Genomic DNA, 18,031 nt, shown 5'->3' with positions numbered 1-18,031 from the left:
GCCCGGGCCCCCGGCCGGGACGCCCGCGCCCCGGAGTCGCCTTCGGCCCGCAGGCACCCCGGCCGACGGTACGGCTTGGGGCGGTCTCCGGCCGGGGCGCGGCGGGCAGGGGGCCGGCCCCGCCCCGGAGTCGCCTTCGGCCCGCAGGCACCCCGGCCGGCGGTACGGCTTGGGGCGGTCTCCGGCCGGGGCGCGGCGGGCAGGGGGCCGGCCGTCTCCTGCCCTCCACCCGGGGACGTGGCCTCCCGGGCCTGCAGCTGCGGCCGTCCCCCGGTCCCGGGGCACTGACGCGGAGCACGCCACCGCCCCCGCTCGGCCCGCGGCCGGAAACGAGCCGTGCGCGCGGTGGGTGCGCGGGGCTCGGACGGGGGACAATCGCGGTAAGGCACCACCTCGTGAAGGAGGTCCCATGGCACTGCGATCCGCGCGTGCCCGCGGGGTGCCGCGGGACGCCGTGCACCATCCGCTGTTCGCCCGCTGCTACGCCCGGTTCAGTGTGGGCGCCGAGACCCGGATGGGAATGGGGAGCGTGCGCGAGCGGCTGCTCGCCGGGCTGTCCGGGCGCGTGATCGAGGTCGGTGCGGGCAACGGGCTGAACTTCTCGCACTACCCGGGCACCGTCTCGGAGGTCGTCGCCATCGAACCGGAGCGAGTGCTGCGGCGGTTGGCCGTGGAGGCGGCGCTGCGCGCCCAGGTGCCGGTCGACGTGGCTCCGGGCGCGGCGGAGGCCCTCCCGGTCAAGAGCGAGGCCTTCGACGCCGCCGTGGTCTCGCTCGTGCTGTGCAGCGTCCGCGACGTACCACGGGCGCTCGGGGAGCTGCGGCGGGTGCTGCGGCCCGGCGGGCAGGTGCGGTTCTTCGAACACGGCCGGGGCGGTGGGCGGGTGATGACCTTCACCCAGCGCGCGCTGGACCGGACGCTGTGGCCTCCGCTGTCCGGCGGCTGCCACCTGTCCCGCGAACCGGTCGCCGCGCCGCGGGACGCGGGGTTCGCCCTCGGGCCCTACCGGCGGGTGATGATGCCGGAGAACGGGCCGGCGCTGCCGAGTTCGTACTGCGTGCTCGGCACGGCCTGGCGACCGCCCGGAACCGAGGCGTAGTCACACGCTCCACCGGCGCAGCTCGTCCGCGATGTCGTCGACCGAGGCCTCACCGCTCTTGACCAGCAGGGCGAGGTCCCGCACCTGCTCGGGCGTGGTGGCGACCTTGACTCCGCTGGCGACCAGGTAGGCGTACGCGACCGCGGAGGCGAACAGGGCGTTGGAGCGCTCCAGCGCCGGGATATGGATCAGCAGCTGGAGCAGGGCGGCGGCGCGGGCGTGCGGACCGTCGTAGACGAGGGTGTCGAATATCTCGGCCCGGTGGCGGGCGACGGCCGCGACGAGCGCTCCCCAGTCGGTGACCTGGGGGTCTCCCGGGGTGCGCTGTTCGGCGAGCATCAGCAGCCAGGCGAGGTCGATGCTGAGGTCTTTCATCCGGGGTCTTTCATCCGGGACGCCTCCGGCGATTCAGCGGCGGCCGTCGCCGACCTCCTCGGCGAACACCTTCTCGTACTGCCGCATGAAGTCGGCGGCGGCCTCCAGGAAGGTGTGGCCGGCCTCGCCGGTGTCCTGCCTGACCAGTTCCTCGATGTAGCGGTTGACGCTCATCCCCCGGGCCAGGGCCTTCTCGCGGGCCGCCCGGGCGGTGCCCTCGTCCACCCGCACGTTCAGCTGAGCCTTCCGGGTCTTCGCCATACCTCGAAGCTAGCGCCGGAACGCTAGCAACGGCAAGGGCGTGGCGGCCACCGCGCACGAGTGCTTGACTCCCGGTGGCCCGAAGTTCCCTGCTCGCGAGGAGAGTTCATGTCGCGTCCGTTCCGTTTCGGCGTCAACCTCATGACATCCGCCCCGGCCGACGAGTGGAGCGCCAAGTGCCGGCTGGCCGAGGAGCTGGGGTACGACGTGATCCTGGTCCCGGACCATCTCGGCATGCCGGCGCCGTTTCCGGCGCTGGTCGCGGCGGCCCGGGCCACCGAGCGGCCCCGGCTGGGTACCTTCGTGCTCAACGCGGGCTTCTGGAACCCGGCCCTGCTGGCCCGGGAGGTGGCGACCACGGACGCACTGACGGGCGGGCGCCTGGAACTCGGGCTCGGCACCGGCTACGTACGGGCGGAGCACGACGCGGCGGGGCTGCCCTTCGGCTCGCCGGGCGAGCGGGTGGACCATCTGCGGCGCACCGTCGAGGAGCTGGAGCGGTTGCTGGCCGACGAGGAATACCAGCCGCGGCCGGTGCAACGGCCCGGGGTGCCGCTGCTGATCGGCGCCAACGGCGACCGGATGCTGGAGCTGACCGCCCGGCACGCCGCGATCGCCGCGTTCACGGGCGCGCGTACGGTGCGAAGCAGCACGACGGGGCAGCTGGCCCCCGTCACCGCCGAGGAGCTCGACGAGCGCGTGGCCCGCTACCAGGAGCTGGCGGCGGACCGCGAGGAACCGGCGGAGCTGAACCTGCTCGTCCAGATGGTCGTCGTGACCGAGGACCGCGAGGCCGCCGTCCGTCCGCTCCTGGAGCACGTGCCGCACCTGACCACCGACCAGGTGCTGGAGCTGCCCATCTTCCTGGCCGGGACCCTGGAGCAGATCACCGCGCAGGTACGGGCGCAGCGCGAGCGGTACGGGTTCACCTATCTGACGGTGCTGGAGCCGTACATGGAGGCCTTCGCTCCGGTGATGCGGGCGCTGCGCGAGGACTGACGGGCGGTCGGCGCGCGGGCGTGGTGGTCCGCATGCCGGAATGTCGAGTAGCGGCCGGGCGCGCGTGGTGGGATCGCCGCATGAGCGAACCGCGCATACGGGCCGCCGGGCCCGAGGACCTGGACGCCGTGCTGGCCTTCTGGAAGGTGGCCGCCGAGGCGACGAGTATCAGCGACGACGGGGAGGGCGTGGAACGGCTGGTCGCCCGCGACCCCGAGGCGCTGCTCCTGGCCGAGCGGGGCGGGGACCTGGTGGGCACGGTGATCGCGGGCTTCGACGGCTGGCGCTGCCATCTGTACCGGCTGGCGGTGCACCCGGACCACCGGCGCCAGGGCATCGGCTCGGCGCTGCTCACGGCCGCGGAGGAGCGGTTCGTACGGCTGGGCGGGCGGCGCGGGGACGCGATGGTGCTGCGGCGCAACGAGCGGGCCCAGCATGCCTGGCGGGCGGCCGGGTACGCGCCCGAGGAACAGTGGCGACGCTGGGTGAAGCCCCTCACCGACTGAAAGGTGTGAACACCGGCGCATGAGCGAGTCCGCATCGGCGATCCTCCCGGCGCCTGTCCTGGCGCCTCATCCGGGCCCTCCCAAGACGCTCGCCTCCCCCGGCGCACGACGTCGCGCGATCCTCCGTGTCCTGGCCGATCATGGATCCGAGGTGACCCGATGACCGAAGTGCTCCTGCTGCTGGTGGCGATCCTGCTCTCGCTCGTGTGCGGCGCCTTCGTCGCGGCCGAGTTCTCGCTGACCACCGTCGAGCGCGGCGAACTGGAGCGGGCGGCGGCGAGCGGCGAGCGGGGTGCGGCGAGCGCCCTGAAGGCCGTACGGAACCTGACCTTCCAGCTCTCCGGGGCGCAGCTCGGCATCACGGTCACCAACCTGGTGGTCGGCATGCTCGCCCAGCCCTCGGTCGCGGCGCTCATCTCGGGCCCGCTGGAGAGTGTGGGGGTGTCGCGCTCGGCGGCCTCCTCGCTGGCGCTGGTGCTGGGCACGGCCCTGTCGACGGTCTTCCTCATGATCGTCGGCGAGCTGGTGCCGAAGAACTGGGCGATCTCCTCACCGCTGGCCGTCGCCAAACGGGTGGGCGGTCCGCAGCGCTGGTTCAGCGCCGCCTTCCGGCCCTTCATCACCCACCTGAACAACACCGCCAACCGCATCGTGCGCGTCTTCGGTGTGGAGCCCGCCGAGGAGCTGGCCTCCGCGCGTGGGCCGCAGGAGCTGGCGGCGCTCGCCCGGCACTCGGCCAAGAAGGGCGCGCTGGAGGCGGACACCGCCGAGTTGTTCGTCCGGACCCTGAACCTGGCCGACCTGACGGCACAGAACGTGATGACCCCGCGCGTCCAGGTCGTCGCCCTCGACGCCCGGGCAACGTGCGAGGACGTGGCGAACGCGACGCGGGCGACCGGGCTGTCCCGGTTCCCCGTCTACCAGGACACGCTCGACGCCGTGGTGGGCACCGCGCACGTCAAGGACGTCCTGGCGGTGCCCGCCGAGCGGCGCCCCGGCATCCCGGTCGCCGAGCTGATGCGCGAGCCGCTGCTCGTCCCGGAGTCACTGACCGTCGACCGGCTGCTGGACCGGCTCTCCGGGCGGCGCACGATGGCCGTCGTGATCGACGAGTACGGCGGGACGGCGGGCGTGGCCACGCTGGAGGACATCGTCGAGGAGGTCGTCGGCGAGGTACGGGACGAGCACGATCCGCACGAGACGCCCGAGCTGGACACGGCCGGCACCGACGAGCAGGGCCACGCTCTGTACTGGGCCGACGGCGCGGCCCGCGTGGACCGGCTGTCGCGCCTGGGTCTCAGGGTGCCCGACGGGCCGTACGAGACGGTCGCCGGGCTGGTCGCGGCCGGTCTTGGGCACATCCCCGCCGTCGGCGACACTCTGGAGGTCGCCGGCTGGCGGCTGGACGTCGTGGACGCCACGGGTCGCAGGGCGGCCCGGGTACTGCTGCACGCGCCGCTCGACGACGCGCGCGCCACCGAGGGCGAAGGGGAGGCCGGCCGGTGACCGCCGTACAGCTGCTGATCGGTCTGGCGACGCTCGTCGTCAACGCGTTCTTCGTGGGCGCCGAGTTCGCGCTGATCTCCGTGCGCCGCAGCCAGGTGGAGCAGCACGTCGAAGCAGCAGCGGGGGCGGAGGGGACGGCAGGGGCGGAGGGCGACCGGCGTGCGAAGAGCGTGCTGTGGGGTCTGGAGCACGTGTCGGCGCTGATGGCGGCGGCCCAGCTGGGCATCACCTTGTGCACGCTGGTCCTCGGTGTGGTCGCGGAGCCGGCGATCGAGCACCTGCTGGAGCCGGTGTTCCACGCGGTGGGCATGCCGTCCGGCGCCGGGCACGCCTTGTCCTTCGTGATCGCCCTCGCGCTGGCGACGTATCTGCACATGCTGCTCGGCGAGATGGTGCCGAAGAACATCGCGCTGGCCGAGCCGGTGCGCAGTGCGCTGCTGCTCGGACCACCGCTGGTGGCGCTGTCCCGGGCGCTGCGCCCGGTGATCTTCACGATCAACGCCTTCGCGAACGCGCTGCTCAAGCTGCTCAGGGTCGAGACGAAGGACGAGGTCTCGGCGACCTTCACGGACGCGGAGCTGGCCGAGATCGTCAAGGACGCCAGTGAGGCCGGCTTGATCGACGACCGGGCCCAGGAGCGGCTGCACGACGCCCTGGAGCTGGGCCGGCGGCCGGTGCGGGACGTGGTGCTGCCGCTGGAACGCGTCGTCCACGCGCGCGTGGGCATCACCGCGGAGCAGTTGGAGCGGCTGTCGGCGGAGTCCGGGTTCTCACGTTTCCCGGTGGTGGACGACGGGCGGCGGATCGTCGGCTATCTGCATGTGAAGGACGCTTTGGACGCCTCGCCGCGGGACCTGCCGTTCCGGCTGCGGGACATGCGGCCCATCGCGCGGGTTCGGGAGCGGACCCCGCTGGACGACGTGCTCACCGCGATGCGCCGCAGCCGTACGCATCTGGCGGCCGTGATCGGCTCCGACGGGCGGCTGGCGGGACTGGTGACCATGGAGGACGTGCTGCGGGAGCTGTTCGGGCAGCGGGCCTGACCCTCTCCGGCCCGGCAGAGGGCGACCGACCGACGGGTATGTGCAGGCGCTACCATTTCTGTCGCCATGCAGACGAATCCCACTCACGCCAGCCTTGTCACTGTCGGCGACTCCTTCACCGAGGGCATGTCGGACCTGCTGCCCGACGGCTCCTACCGGGGCTGGGCCGACCTCCTCGCCGCTCGGATGGCCGCCCGGTCCCCAGGTTTCCGGTACGCGAACCTCGCGGTGCGCGGGAAGCTGATCGGGCAGATCGTCGACGAGCAGGTCGACGTGGCGGCGGCCATGGGAGCCGACGTGATCACGCTGGTCGGCGGGCTCAACGACACGCTGCGGCCCAAGTGCGACATGGCCCGGGTACGGGATCTGCTGACGCAGGCCGTGGAGCGGCTCGCCCCGAACTGCGAGCAGCTGGTGCTGATGCGCAGTCCAGGCCGCCAGGGTCCGGTGCTGGAGCGGTTCCGGCCGCGCATGGAGGCGCTGTTCGCGATCATCGACGACCTGTCCAAGCAGCACGGCGCCGTGGTCGTCGACCTGTACGGGGCGGACTCGCTGGCCGACCCGCGCCTGTGGGACGTGGACCGGCTGCATCTGACCGCCGAGGGGCACCGCCGGGTCGCGGAGGCCGTGTGGCAGTCGCTCGGCTACGAACCCGAGGATCCCGAGTGGCACGCGCCGATCCCGGCGACGCCCCCGCCGGGTTGGCTCATGCGCCGGACCGCGGACGTCCGGTTCGCCCGGCAGTACCTGCTGCCCTGGGTGGGCCGCAGGCTGACGGGCCGGTCGTCCGGGGACGGCCTGCCGCCCAAGCGTCCGGAGCTGCTGCCGTACGAGGACCTGGCGTGACCCCGTTCCGGGCCGCGCCGCAGCCGCCAGGGGGACCTTCGTAGCTTCCGACGAACAACCCCGCGGCGCTGGCCTGCACGAATCGCCAGTAGAATCCGTACACGTGACTTCCGCTCCCGCCAAGCCCCGCATCCCGAACGTCCTCGCCGGACGCTACGCCTCCGCCGAGCTCGCCACGCTCTGGTCGCCCGAGCAGAAGGTGAAGCTCGAGCGGCAGCTCTGGCTCGCCGTGCTGCGGGCCCAGAAGGACCTCGGCATCGAGGTGCCCGACGCCGCGATCGCCGACTACGAGCGCGTCCTCGACCAGGTCGACCTGGCCTCGATCGCCGAGCGCGAGAAGGTCACGCGGCACGACGTGAAGGCGCGGATCGAGGAGTTCAACGACCTCGCCGGGCACGAGCACGTGCACAAGGGCATGACCTCCCGCGACCTGACGGAGAACGTCGAGCAGCTCCAGGTCCGGCTCTCGCTGGAGCTGATCCGCGACCGCTCGGTGGCCGTCCTCGCCCGGCTGGGCAAGCTGTCCGGCGAGTACGCCGAGCTGGTCATGGCCGGCCGCTCCCACAACGTCGCCGCGCAGGCCACGACGCTGGGCAAGCGCTTCGCCACCGCCGCCGACGAGCTGCTCGTCGCCTACGGCCGGGTGGAGGAGCTGCTCGGCCGCTACCCGCTGCGCGGCATCAAGGGTCCGGTCGGCACCGCCCAGGACATGCTGGACCTGCTCGGCGGGGACGCGGGCAAGCTCGCGGAGCTGGAGCAGCGGATCGCGGAGCACCTGGGCTTCTCGCAGGCGTTCACCTCGGTCGGCCAGGTCTACCCGCGCTCGCTGGACTACGAGGTCGTCACCGCGCTGGTGCAGCTGGCGGCGGCGCCGTCGTCGCTGGCGAAGACGATCCGGCTGATGGCCGGGCACGAGCTGGTCACGGAGGGCTTCAAGCCCGGCCAGGTCGGCTCCTCGGCGATGCCGCACAAGATGAACACCCGCTCCTGCGAGCGCGTCAACGGCCTGATGGTGATCCTGCGCGGCTACGCGTCGATGACCGGTGAGCTGGCGGGCGACCAGTGGAACGAGGGCGACGTGTCCTGCTCGGTGGTGCGCCGCGTGGCCCTCCCCGACGCGTTCTTCGCCCTCGACGGGCTGCTGGAGACGTTCCTGACCGTGCTCGACGAGTTCGGTGCCTTCCCGGCCGTCGTGGCCCGGGAGCTGGACCGCTACCTGCCGTTCCTCGCCACCACCAAGGTTCTCATGGGCGCGGTGCGGGCCGGTGTCGGCCGCGAGGTCGCGCACGAGGCGATCAAGGAGAACGCCGTGGCCTCCGCGCTGGCGATGCGCGAGCAGGGCGCCGAGCGCAACGAGCTGCTCGACAAGCTGGCCGCCGACGAGCGCATCCCGCTGGACCGGGCCGGGCTGGACGCGCTGATGGCCGACAAGCTGTCCTTCACGGGCGCCGCGGCCGACCAGGTCGGTGTCCTCGTCGGCCGGATCGAGGAAATCGTCAAGCAGCACCCGGCGGCCGCGGGCTACACCCCCGGAGCCATCCTCTGACGCGCTTCACCAGGGCCGAGTTGGAGGCCGCCCGCGACCGTCTCGTACCGGACGTCGTCGCGGACGGTCTCCACGTGCTGTTCTGCGGGATCAACCCCGGCCTGATGACGGCGGTGACGGGCCACCACTTCGCCCGTCCCGGCAACCGCTTCTGGCCGGTGCTGCATCTGTCCGGCTTCACGCCGAGGCTGCTGAAGCCGTCGGAGCAGGGTGAGCTGCCGTCGTTCGGGCTCGGCATCACGAACGTCGTCGCACGGGCCAGCGCGCGGGCGGACGAGCTGACCGCCGAGGAGTACCGGGAGGGCGGCCGGCTGCTGGCGCTGAAGGTGGCGCGGCTGCGGCCCCGTTGGCTGGCCGTGGTCGGTGTCACCGCGTACCGCGCGGCGTTCGACGACCGGAAGGCGCAGGTGGGCCCGCAGGAGCGGACGATCGGGGACACGCGCGTGTGGGTGCTGCCCAACCCCAGCGGGCTCAACGCGCACTGGACGGCGCAGACGATGGCGGAGGAGTTCGCGCGGCTGCGGGTCGCGGCGGAGGCGGGGTCAGAGGCGTAAGTGTGCGCGTGGGGAGCGGTCACGGTGGCGCCTGCTCTGTGACGACGGCCAGCAGCTGCACCTCGTCCGTCTCGTCCCGGTCGGCGACGGCCACCGCGACCCAGCGGCCGGTGCCCTCCGCCTCCCACAGGTACGCCACGCCCGCGCGGGCGCTGAGACCGGCCCACGGCTCGGGTATGTCCTCGACCTCGGTCCGCAGCAGGACCGTCTGCAGGTTCCAGGGGTCCGTCTCCCCCCAGCGCGGGGCGAGGCGCTCGTAGAGGGCGTCGCGGTACTTCTCGTACTGCCCCACCGTCACCGCCCGCTCCCCCTGGTCGCCGCCGCGCAGGCCGTGGCTGCTCTCCAGCACCGCCACGAAGTGGCCCGGTCCCCCTGCGCCCCCGGCCGACGGGCCGTGCTCCGCCGGGAAGGGGCGGAAGCACAGCTCGTCGATGAGGGCGATGTGCCGCGCGATGTCCATGCCGTCCAGTAAACCGGCCGCCACTGACAATTGGCGGGGCGTCAGCCGCGGGTGGCGTCAGGCGTCCCGGCCGCGCAGCCGCCAGGCGCCGGCGAGGCAGGCCGCCGTCGCCCACAGCGCGGTCACCGCGAGTCCGGCCCAGGGCCCCAGAGTTCCCTCGTGCGTCTGGTACAGGACAACTTGCCCCGCTTTGTCCGGCAGGAAGTCGGTGGCGCCGCCCGCCACGTCCCCGATCACGAAGGAGACGATGAGGATGAACGGGATCAGGGTGGACAGCGTGGCCACGCCGCTGCGGAACAGGGCGGTGAGTCCGGCCGCGAGCAGCGCCATCAGCATGAAGTAGATTCCGCAGCCCACGACGCCCCGCACCTGCTCTCCGGTGGTGAGTCCGCTCGCCGCCGAGCCGAGGCCCGCCCGGGCCGCGACGAGGGCGGCGAACGCGGTGAGCAGACCCACGGCGAGGGCCGGTACGGCGACGACGACGAGCTTCGCCGCGAACCACCGCCCGCGCCGTGGAACGGCTGCCAGGGAGAGCCGGATCCCGTTGCCGTGGTACTCGGACGAGACGACCATGGCCCCGAAGGCGACGGCGGCGATCTGGCCGGGCATGACGCCGGAGAGGGACATGAACAGCGGGTCGAACTCCGGGTCGGAGGTGTCGGAGACCCCGGCCAGCGCGGAGAACGCGGTGGTGACCGCGAACAGGGCCAGCAGGGTGCCGCACAGCGAGCGCAGGGTGCGGACCTTGAGCGCCTCCGAGCGGAGTACGGGCGTGAAGTACATGGTCAGGCCTCCTGGGGCTGTGCGGTGAACTCGGCCTCGGCGGCCGTCAGGTCGAGATAGGCCTGTTCCAACGTGCCTTCGTCCGATGCCAGTTCGAGGACGGGTACGCCCGCGCCGGACACGATCCGGCCGATGTCGTCCACGCGCGCGTGGTGCACGGTCCAGTACCCGTCGTCGTGTTCCACGGCGTCGTGGCCGTGCCGGGCGAGGGCGCTCTTCAGCGCGGTGGCGTCCGGCGTACGGATGCGGACACGCGGCCGCACGCGCGCGTCGATGAACTCCCGCATCGGCGTGTCGGCGAGCAGCCGGCCCCGGCCGAGGACCACCAGGTGGTCGGCGAAGGACGCGGTCTCGTTCATCAGGTGGCTGGAGACCAGGACCGTGCGCCCCTCGGCCGCGAGCCGGCGCAGCAGTCCGCGGATCCAGATGATGCCCTCGGGGTCCAGCCCGTTGGAGGGCTCGTCCAGCATCACCACTTCGGGGTCGCCCAGCAGCGCGGCGGCGATGCCCAGCCGCTGTCGCATGCCCAGGGAGTACGTCTTCACCCGGTGGCGTGCCACCGACGCGATGCCCGTCTCCTCCATCACCTCGTCGACCCGCCGCGACGCTACGCGGTTGCTCGCCGCCAGGACGCGCAGGTGGTCCCGCGCGGTGCGCGAGCCGTGGGCGGCGTGCGCGTCGAGCAGCGCGCCGACGTGCCGCAACGGCTCGTGGAGGGTGGCGTAGGGGCGGCCGCCGACGGTCGCGGTCCCGGAGGTGGGCCGGTCGAGGCCCAGGACGAGCCGCATGGTGGTGGACTTTCCGGCGCCGTTGGGGCCGAGGAAGCCGGTGACCCGGCCGGGGTGCACGGTGAAGGTGAGGTCGTCGACGGCTCGTCGGGTGCCGTACTCCTTGGTGAGGTTCTGGACGTCGATGCTGGTCATGACTGCAGCGTGCCGGTTCGTGCGGGGGCGGGTCCTCCCCCGTACGCGGAGATCGTCTCCCCCGTGCGGGGGAGGTGTGCTGTCAGTGGCGGCTGGCAGGATGACGGAATGGTCCGCTTTCTGCGCCCGCTGCTTCGGGGGACGACGTACACACGGCTGCTGCACCTGTGGGTGCCCATGCTCGTGGTGAGCGTGTGGGCGCTCATCGACGACACCAAAATGTGGGTGCCCGCGGCGGTGCTGGTCCCGATCGGCTTCATCCCGGCGGTGCGGACCGGCGAGGGCGTGCAGGCCCGGCTGCTTCTCACGCCCGGCCCCGAGGACTCCGCCTTCTCGGTCGCACCCTCGGCGACCTGGCGGGACCGGCTGCGCACAGTGGTCTGGCTGGAACTGCGCATGCTGCTGGGTGCCTTGACCACGGGCGTCTGCGTCTGGCTGCCCATTCTCGGCGTCGAGTTGGTCCGGCTCGCCCTGGGGGCCCGGATCGACGACATACCGGTCCTGCGCGATGCCGCGCCGCACTGGGCGTACGCGCTCCTCGCGCCGCTCCCACTCCTCGCACTGTACGGCGCCGTGGTCGGCCTCGGTGCCCTGGCGACAGCGGGCGCCCGCACGCTTCTCGGACCGTCCGCCGCCGAACGGCTCAGCGCCCTGGAGGAACGCACCGAACAACTCCTGGAACGCAACCGCATCGCCCGCGAGTTGCACGACTCCATCGGCCACGCGCTGACCGTCGCCGTCGTGCAGGCGGGGGCCGCCCGCACGGCGAACAGCCCCGAGTTCACCGACCGGGCCCTGTCCGCGATCGAGGAGACCGGCAGGGCGGCCCTGGAGGACCTGGAGCGGGTGCTCGGCGTCCTGCGGGAGGCGGAGCGGCCCCTGAGCAGCAGACCGACGCTCACGGACGCCGACCGCCTGCTGGAGTCCGCCCGCGCATCCGGGGCGAAGGTCGACGCCGAGATCACGGGCCCGGTGGAGGCCCTGCCGGGCCCGGCCTCCCGCGAGGGCTACCGCATCCTCCAGGAGGCGCTGACCAATGTGCTGCGGCACGCGGGGGCGGTGCCCGCTCGGGTCCGCGTCGAGGTGGCGGACGGCGCGCTCACCCTGGAGGTGCGCAATCCGTTGCCGGACGGAAGGATCACCCCCGGACGCGGCAGCGGACTGCGCGGCATACGGGAGCGTGCCGCGCTGCTGGGCGGGCGGGCGCACACGGGGCCCGACGACGCCGGTGACTGGCAGGTGCGCGTCGAGCTGCCGCCCGGCTGATCTACGCTGGTCGGATGCCGGTCAGAGTGCTCCTCGTCGACGACGAACCCCTCGTACGCGCGGGCCTGCGGGCGGTGCTGGAGGCGCAGCCGGACATTGAGGTGGTCGGCGAGGCGGCAGACGGGGCGGCGGTCATTCCGCTGGTGCGGCAGGTACGGCCGGACGTGGTCGCCATGGACGTCCGGATGCCGCTGCTGGACGGCATCGAGGCCACGCGCGCGCTGCTGCGGACGGTGACCGATCTGCCGAAGATCCTCGTCGTGACGACCTTCGAGAACGACGAGTACGTGTACGAGGCGCTGCGTGCGGGCGCCGACGGGTTCCTGCTGAAGCGGGCCCGGCCGGCCGAGATCGTGCACGCGGTGCGGCTGATCGCCGAGGGCGAGTCCCTGCTGTTCCCGGCCTCGGTGCGACAGCTCGCCGCCGAGTACGGCGACGGCGGCGGGAACCGCGCGGCGCGCGCCGTGTTGGAGCGGGCGCAGCTGACCGAGCGGGAGGGCGAGGTGCTGCGGCTGATGGCGCGCGGGTTGTCGAACGCGGAGATCGCCGCCCGGCTGGTCGTCGGCACGGAGACGGTGAAGTCGCACGTGAGCTCGGTACTGGCGAAGTTGGGGGCACGGGACCGCACGCAGGCGGTGATCACGGCGTACGAGTCGGGCTTCGTGGCGCCGGGGTGAGGCACTCCGGCGGGCCGGGAACGGGCGGACCGGCACTCGCCGGGGCGGAGCGGGCCGAGTACGATCCGGCCAACACGCGCACGAGCTGGGAGGACGGACGTTGGGCGGGCTGACCGGCGGGGATCCGTCGCTGCTGCGGAGGATCAACTCCGCTGTGGTGCTGCACGCGTTGCGTGCCACGGACTGCGCGACGCTGACCGAGATCACTCGGGTGACGGGGCTGTCCCGGCCGACCGTCGAGGGCGTCGTCGAGGGGCTCATCGAGGCCGGTCTCGTCGTCGAGGCGGCGGCCGACGAGGGGACGGCGCGGCGGCAGGGGCGGCCCGCGCGGCGGTTCAGGTTCCGGGCGGAGGCCGGGCATCTGCTGGGTCTCGAGATCGGGCCGCACCGCGTCGCCGCGCTCCTGTCCGACCTGGACGGCCGGGTCATCGGCGCCCAGGCCAAGGACGTCGACGAGACCGCCACGGCCGACGAGCGGTTGGAGCGGCTGCGCACCGCGGTCGCCGAACTGCTGCGCCGGGCCGGTGTCGCGCGGGGCTCGCTGCGGGCCGTGGGGGCGGCGACGCCCGGGATCGTCGAGGCGGACGGCACGGTGCGGCTGAGCACCGCGCTGCCCGAGTGGACGGGGCTGCGCCTGGGCGAACGGCTGAGCCGTTCCTTCAAGTGCCCGGTGCTGGTCGAGAACGACGCGAACGCGGCGGCGGTCGCCGAGCACTGGAAGGGCGCCGCCACCGAGTCCGACGACATCGTGTTCGTGCTGGCCGGGCTGAGCCCGGGGGCCGGAGCGCTGATCGGCGGACGGCTGCACCGGGGGTACGGCGGTGCGGCCGGCGAGATCGGCGCACTGCATCTGCTGGGTCGGGACGTGACGCCGGAGACGCTGCTGTCCACCACGGGCCAGCCGCTGCACCCGCTGGACGAGCAGGCGGTCGCCAGGGTCTTCGCCGAGGCCCGTGAGGGCGACCAGCGGGCCCGCGCGGCCGTCGAGCGGTTCATCCAGCGGCTGGTGCACGACGTGGCGGCACTGGTGCTGGCCCTCGACCCGGAACTCGTCGTCGTCGGCGGCTGGGCGGCCGGTCTGGACGGCGTACTGGAGCCGCTGCGCCGGGAGCTGGCCCGCTACTGCCTGCGCCCGCCGAAGGTGGCCCTGTCACTCCTCGGCGAGGCCGCCGTGGCGACGGGCTCGCTGCGGCTGGCCCTCGACCATGTGGAGGAGCAGTTGTTCGCGGTGGAGGGGGCGACGGCCCGGCGCTGAGCCGCGCCGGACCACAGCGGAGGCGGGGTCCGGACTCCAGGAGGTGTCCGGGGCCGTCCGGGACTCAGGAGGCGCGGGTCTCGGGGCCGTGGTGGATCTCCACGTCGCCGAAGTTTCCGAACGTCAGCCGACAGGTGTCCGCGCGGTAGGTGGCGACGGAGAGCGCTGCGGTGCGGCCCTCGGCGAGGTAGCGGGTGGTGACCACGAGGACGGGCGCTCCCGGGAGCCGGTCCAGTTCCTTCGCGTCTTCCGCTCCGGCCGAACCCAGCTCCACGGCGCTCTCCCGCCGCTCCAGGTCTCCGCGCTGCAGTTCGCGGAGCACGACCCGCGCGCGTGCGGCGCCGGAGGGCGCGTCGATGGCGGTGAGGTCGGGCACCGAGGACGGCGGGATGTAGAGCAGCTCCGCCGCTACGGGCTGGCCGTGCGACACACGGGAGCGGCGGACGATGTGCACGGGCTCGTCCCGGCCGGTGCCCAGGGCGTCGGCGACGGCCGCGGGCGGAGCGGCCGGCACGCAGTCGGCCGGTTCCCAGGCGTCCTCGGCCGTTCCCGGCCAGGCGTGCCGCTCGGTGCCGACGGCCACGCCCACGCGTGGCGGGGCGACGGTCGTACCGACGCCGCGGCGGCGCTGGAGCCTGCCTTCCAGTTCGAGCTGTTCCAGGGCCTGCCGGAGCGTGGCGCGGGCGACGCCGAAGCGGGCGGCGAGGTCGCGCTCGTTGGGCAGGACCTCGCCCACCGAGAACTCCGAGTCCAGGGCCTCGCTGAGCACCGTCCTGAGATGCCAGTACTTCGGTTCCGGCACCGATTCCAACTGCGTGGTCCCCACCCTGTCCTCCGCAATCGCCGTGGTCCGGCGGCGTTTTGACGCCCTTGTTTATTAAAGGTTGTTGCAGTTCTCTGTGACCATAAAACGGCCCACACCCTTGGTCAAGACCAATCCCGCGACAGGACGGCGAAGCCCCCGTCGCGGGACGGGGGCTTCGCCGGGGCGGATGGACGGGCGGATGGACGGACGGGCGGATGGACGGGCGGTTGGCGCGCGGCTAGGCGAGGGCGTCCAGGGAGCGCAGTTTGTCGGGGTTGCGAATGATGTACACCGACTGAATGCGCCCGTCGGCCACGTCCAGCTGGAAGACGGAGTCGGGCCTGCCGCCGGACAGGGCCAGCAGGGCCGGACCGCCGTTGAGCTCCAGGAAGCGGAAGGAGAAGTCCGGGATCCCCTTCTGTGCGGCGCCGAGCAGGAAGCGGCCCACCTTGTCCGAGCTCTCCAGCACACGCAGGGGCGCCTTGGACTTGCCACCGCTGTCGCCCACCAGCCGGACGTCCGGCGCGAGCAGCGCCATCAGCCCCTCCAGGTCGCCGCCGGCCGCGGCGGCGAGGAAGCGTTCGGTGAGGTCCCGGCGCTGCGCCGGGTCGACGTCGTAGCGGGGCCGCCGCTCGTCGACGTGCTTGCGGGCCCGCCCGGCGAGCTGGCGCACCGCGGCCTCCCCGCGCTCCAGCATGGCGGCGATCTCGGCGTACGGGTAGCCGAACGCCTCCCTCAGGACGAAGACCGCCCGCTCCAGCGGTGACAGCGACTCCAGGACGACAAGCACCGCGAAGGACACCGAGTCGGCGAGCACGGCCCGCTCGGCGGTGTCCGGCACGGCGTCCCCGAAGTCGGTGGCGTAGGGCTCCGGCAGCCAGGGGCCGACGTACGTCTCGCCCCGTGACTTGATCTGACGCAGCCGGTCGATGGCGAGGCGGGTGGTGACGCGCACCAGGTACCCGCGCGCCTCCCGGACGCCGGAGCGGTCGGCCCCGGACCAGCGCAGCCATGCCTCCTGGACCACGTCCTCCGCGTCGGCGAGGCGGCCCAGCATGCGGTAGGCGACCCCCAGGAGGACGGGGCGGTGCTCTTCGAAGACGTCGATCGCGGTTTCGGTGGTCACCACTCCATCCCAGCGGACGCGTCCGGCCGTGTCCAGGCGGAGTCGCCCCCGCCTGAGGCCGACCGGCGACCGGGAGGGGCTCCGGGGGCTACCCGTCGGTAGCTCTTACTGACAAGGTGTCTACGCAACGTCGTCGTTCATCTGTTCCCGACGACATGTGTTCCCACAACACGTGTTCCCGACAAGGAGCAACAAGGAGCCCCATGTCCGCAACGCTCTCCTTCGCCGCCCCCACCGAGCACGGTCCGCAGGACATCACCCTCGCCTACGCGCGCGTGGGTGAGGGCGAGCCGCTGCTACTGCTGCACGGCATTGGCCACCACCGGCAGGCCTGGGACCCGGTGGTCGACATCCTCGCGACCGAGCGCGAGGTGATAGCCGTGGACCTGCCGGGATTCGGGCAGTCGTCCGCGCTGCCGCACGGCCTGCCGCACGACCTGCCGACGACGAACGCGGTACTCGGCGCCTTCTGTGCGGAGCTGGGGCTCGACCGGCCGCACGTGGCGGGCAACTCGCTGGGCGGCCTGCTGGCCCTGGAGCTCGGCCGCGAGAACCTGGTGCGATCGGTGACGGCCCTGTCCCCGGCCGGCTTCTGGACGCAGGCCGAGCGGCGCTACGCCTTCGGCGTCCTGATGGGGATGCGCCGGACCGCCCGGAGCCTGCCCCTCCCCCTGGTCGAGCGGCTGTCCCGCACCGCGGTCGGCCGCACCGCGCTGACGAGTACGATCTACGCCCGTCCCGGCCGCCGCTCCCCCGAGGCGGTCGTCGCCGAGACGCTGGCGCTCGCACACGCGCAGGGGTTCTCCGGGACGCTCCGGGCCGGACGGAGCGTGCTGTTCACCGACGACGTGCCCGGCATCCCCGTCACCGTGGCATGGGGCGACCGGGACCGACTGCTCCTGCCCCGGCAGGGCATACGCGCCAAGCACGCCATTCCGCGGGCCCGCCTGGTGCGGTTGACCGGCTGCGGCCACGTCCCGATGAACGACGACCCGGCGCTGGTCGCCCGCGTCCTCCTGGACGGCAGCAGGGCTCAGTCGGCCAGGGCCTTGAGGACCTCGGTCAGCACGGTCGCGTTGTAGGGCATGCTCACGTGCGGGGTGTGGTCGTCCGGGTCGATGTCCTGCAGGACGATGTTGTTCACGTAGCGGCCCTCGGTCTTCGCGAGGGCGCACGACGTGTACGGAGTGACCACGTCGTCGTACTGGGTGGCGATGACGGTGTGGCGGACGCCCTCCGTCGTTTCGCCGAGATCGGCCAGCTCGCGCTGGAAGGGGTGGTCGTGCTGGAGCTGCGGCCAGGCCGGCACGACCTCCCCGACGGCGCCCTGTTCGAGGATTTCCACCGCGCCGGCAATCTGGCGGGCGAGGTTCATCAGCCCCTGTGCCGTGACTCCGTGGTTGCTGGGCGCGATGCCGACCAAGTTGCGCACCTTGGGTCTTCCGCCCAGGGCGTTCAGGTAGTAGCGCGGCATCATGCCGCCCTGCGAGAAGCCGACCACGTCGACCTCATGGGCGCCGGTCCGCCGCAGCACCTCGTCGACGAAGTCCGCGAGCTGCCGGGCGGAGTGCTTGATGTCCCCCAGGCCGAAGATCACGGGGTTGCCGTGCTGGCCGTAGTCGAGCCGGAAGACCCGGTGACCGTGCTGCCGCAGCAGCGGTGTTGCCGTGTTCCAGGTGTAGCCCCGGTTGCCGAAGGTGCCGTGCACGAGCACCACCGGACGCGGATGCTCCTCGGTGGGCGGGACGTTCCAGTCGTCCTCTCCCGCCTGTACGTCGACGGTCGCGATGACCTGCGCTCCGCCGGCCTGGACGACCGCACCCCAGCGGTGCGGGGCCTCGGTGATGTCCGTGACGACGTTGTCCGAGTTGGCACCGGGGAGGCGAGGGGTGAGGAAGCTCATGGTGTTCCATACCTTTCTTCGTGGGTTGATCGCGGTCATTCGTAAGATCGGGACACCCAGGGATGCCGGGTGTGGCTGTCATGGCGTTGCCGCATTCG

The 18,031-nt window shown here is 72.8% G+C and carries 20 protein-coding genes; 12 read left to right on the top strand and 8 right to left on the bottom strand.

The features are described from left to right. The first annotated feature begins 409 nt into the window (after nt 1-409). Nucleotides 410-1,099 (top strand): class I SAM-dependent methyltransferase, encoded by a 690-nt coding sequence (locus ACFCZF_RS39370; RefSeq protein ID WP_376675757.1) that lies wholly within the window; start codon nt 410-412, stop codon nt 1,097-1,099. Here the strand turns inward: ACFCZF_RS39370 and ACFCZF_RS39365 are convergent, their stop codons facing one another. Continuing rightward, nucleotides 1,100-1,474 (bottom strand): fic family toxin-antitoxin system, toxin component, encoded by a 375-nt coding sequence (locus ACFCZF_RS39365; protein ID WP_376675756.1) that lies wholly within the window; start codon nt 1,472-1,474, stop codon nt 1,100-1,102. Nucleotides 1,475-1,507: 33 nt separating this feature from the next. After that, a complete protein-coding gene (locus ACFCZF_RS39360) occupies nt 1,508-1,735 on the bottom strand; it encodes a toxin-antitoxin system HicB family antitoxin (RefSeq protein WP_376675755.1) in 228 nt (75 codons plus the stop codon). 108 nt (nt 1,736-1,843) lie between these two features. Between ACFCZF_RS39360 and ACFCZF_RS39355 the strand changes: the two genes are divergently transcribed. From ACFCZF_RS39355 to mug, 7 genes are all read left to right on the top strand, one after another. Beyond that, nucleotides 1,844-2,734: an LLM class F420-dependent oxidoreductase gene (locus ACFCZF_RS39355; protein ID WP_376675754.1), complete on the top strand. Its 891-nt coding sequence runs from the start codon at nt 1,844-1,846 to the stop codon at nt 2,732-2,734. A gap of 80 nt (nt 2,735-2,814) precedes the next feature. After that, the gene (locus ACFCZF_RS39350) at nt 2,815-3,240 is read left to right on the top strand and encodes a GNAT family N-acetyltransferase (RefSeq protein ID WP_376675753.1); all 426 of its coding nucleotides are present in this window, start codon (nt 2,815-2,817) and stop codon (nt 3,238-3,240) included. A gap of 159 nt (nt 3,241-3,399) precedes the next feature. Continuing rightward, nucleotides 3,400-4,746: a hemolysin family protein gene (locus ACFCZF_RS39345; protein ID WP_376675752.1), complete on the top strand. Its 1,347-nt coding sequence runs from the start codon at nt 3,400-3,402 to the stop codon at nt 4,744-4,746. Then, a complete protein-coding gene (locus ACFCZF_RS39340; RefSeq protein WP_376675751.1) occupies nt 4,743-5,789 on the top strand; it encodes a hemolysin family protein in 1,047 nt (348 codons plus the stop codon). Before ACFCZF_RS39345 ends, ACFCZF_RS39340 begins: the two co-directional genes overlap by 4 nt. Nucleotides 5,790-5,855: 66 nt before the next feature. Beyond that, on the top strand, nt 5,856-6,635 hold the full coding sequence (locus tag ACFCZF_RS39335; RefSeq protein WP_376675750.1) for an SGNH/GDSL hydrolase family protein: 780 nt from the start codon (nt 5,856-5,858) through the stop codon (nt 6,633-6,635). Nucleotides 6,636-6,738: 103 nt separating this feature from the next. After that, nucleotides 6,739-8,181 (top strand): adenylosuccinate lyase, encoded by a 1,443-nt coding sequence (gene purB, locus ACFCZF_RS39330; protein WP_375905670.1) that lies wholly within the window; start codon nt 6,739-6,741, stop codon nt 8,179-8,181. Further along, entirely contained in the window at nt 8,178-8,735 is a 558-nt protein-coding gene (gene mug / locus ACFCZF_RS39325; protein ID WP_376675758.1) for a G/U mismatch-specific DNA glycosylase, read from the top strand. The genes purB and mug overlap by 4 nt, the downstream gene beginning before the upstream one ends. Before the next feature lie 19 nt (nt 8,736-8,754). Here mug and ACFCZF_RS39320 read toward each other — a convergent pair whose 3' ends face one another. Genes ACFCZF_RS39320 through ACFCZF_RS39310 form a run of 3 tightly spaced genes read right to left on the bottom strand, consistent with a single transcriptional unit; the run spans nt 8,755 to nt 10,901 of the window. Beyond that, nucleotides 8,755-9,195: a hypothetical protein gene (locus ACFCZF_RS39320; RefSeq protein WP_376675749.1), complete on the bottom strand. Its 441-nt coding sequence runs from the start codon at nt 9,193-9,195 to the stop codon at nt 8,755-8,757. A gap of 57 nt (nt 9,196-9,252) precedes the next feature. Then, nucleotides 9,253-9,978, bottom strand: a complete 726-nt coding sequence (locus tag ACFCZF_RS39315) for an ABC transporter permease (protein WP_376675748.1) — start codon at nt 9,976-9,978, stop codon at nt 9,253-9,255. A 2-nt stretch (nt 9,979-9,980) separates the two neighbouring features. After that, nucleotides 9,981-10,901 (bottom strand): ABC transporter ATP-binding protein, encoded by a 921-nt coding sequence (locus tag ACFCZF_RS39310; RefSeq protein WP_376675747.1) that lies wholly within the window; start codon nt 10,899-10,901, stop codon nt 9,981-9,983. A gap of 108 nt (nt 10,902-11,009) precedes the next feature. Between ACFCZF_RS39310 and ACFCZF_RS39305 the strand changes: the two genes are divergently transcribed. From ACFCZF_RS39305 to ACFCZF_RS39295, 3 genes are all read left to right on the top strand, one after another. Continuing rightward, a complete protein-coding gene (locus ACFCZF_RS39305; RefSeq protein WP_376675746.1) occupies nt 11,010-12,167 on the top strand; it encodes a sensor histidine kinase in 1,158 nt (385 codons plus the stop codon). Nucleotides 12,168-12,181: 14 nt separating this feature from the next. After that, nucleotides 12,182-12,844 (top strand): response regulator, encoded by a 663-nt coding sequence (locus ACFCZF_RS39300; protein WP_376675745.1) that lies wholly within the window; start codon nt 12,182-12,184, stop codon nt 12,842-12,844. 100 nt (nt 12,845-12,944) lie between these two features. Next, complete coding sequence (locus ACFCZF_RS39295; RefSeq protein WP_375905650.1) at nt 12,945-14,099, top strand: ROK family transcriptional regulator; 1,155 nt, start codon at nt 12,945-12,947, stop codon at nt 14,097-14,099. A gap of 64 nt (nt 14,100-14,163) precedes the next feature. On the opposite strand, the gene ACFCZF_RS39290 is transcribed toward ACFCZF_RS39295, so the two are convergent. Next, on the bottom strand, nt 14,164-14,925 hold the full coding sequence (locus ACFCZF_RS39290) for a GntR family transcriptional regulator (RefSeq protein WP_376675744.1): 762 nt from the start codon (nt 14,923-14,925) through the stop codon (nt 14,164-14,166). A gap of 217 nt (nt 14,926-15,142) precedes the next feature. Continuing rightward, nucleotides 15,143-16,030 (bottom strand): RNA polymerase sigma-70 factor, encoded by an 888-nt coding sequence (locus ACFCZF_RS39285; RefSeq protein ID WP_376675743.1) that lies wholly within the window; start codon nt 16,028-16,030, stop codon nt 15,143-15,145. 203 nt (nt 16,031-16,233) lie between these two features. On the opposite strand from ACFCZF_RS39285, the gene ACFCZF_RS39280 reads away from it, so the two are divergent. Then, on the top strand, nt 16,234-17,112 hold the full coding sequence (locus ACFCZF_RS39280) for an alpha/beta fold hydrolase (RefSeq protein WP_376675742.1): 879 nt from the start codon (nt 16,234-16,236) through the stop codon (nt 17,110-17,112). Here the strand turns inward: ACFCZF_RS39280 and ACFCZF_RS39275 are convergent. Further along, nucleotides 17,064-17,933, bottom strand: coding sequence for an esterase/lipase family protein (locus ACFCZF_RS39275; protein ID WP_376675741.1), 870 nt, complete (start codon nt 17,931-17,933; stop codon nt 17,064-17,066). The genes ACFCZF_RS39280 and ACFCZF_RS39275 overlap by 49 nt on opposite strands. Nucleotides 17,934-18,031 lie beyond the last annotated feature (98 nt).

It is taken from the genome of Streptomyces sp. NPDC056296 (assembly GCF_042268605.1).
Lineage (GTDB): Bacteria > Actinomycetota > Actinomycetes > Streptomycetales > Streptomycetaceae > Streptomyces.
Note: the sequence above shows the minus strand (reverse complement) of the source record. Positions and strands in the feature narration are given on the sequence as shown.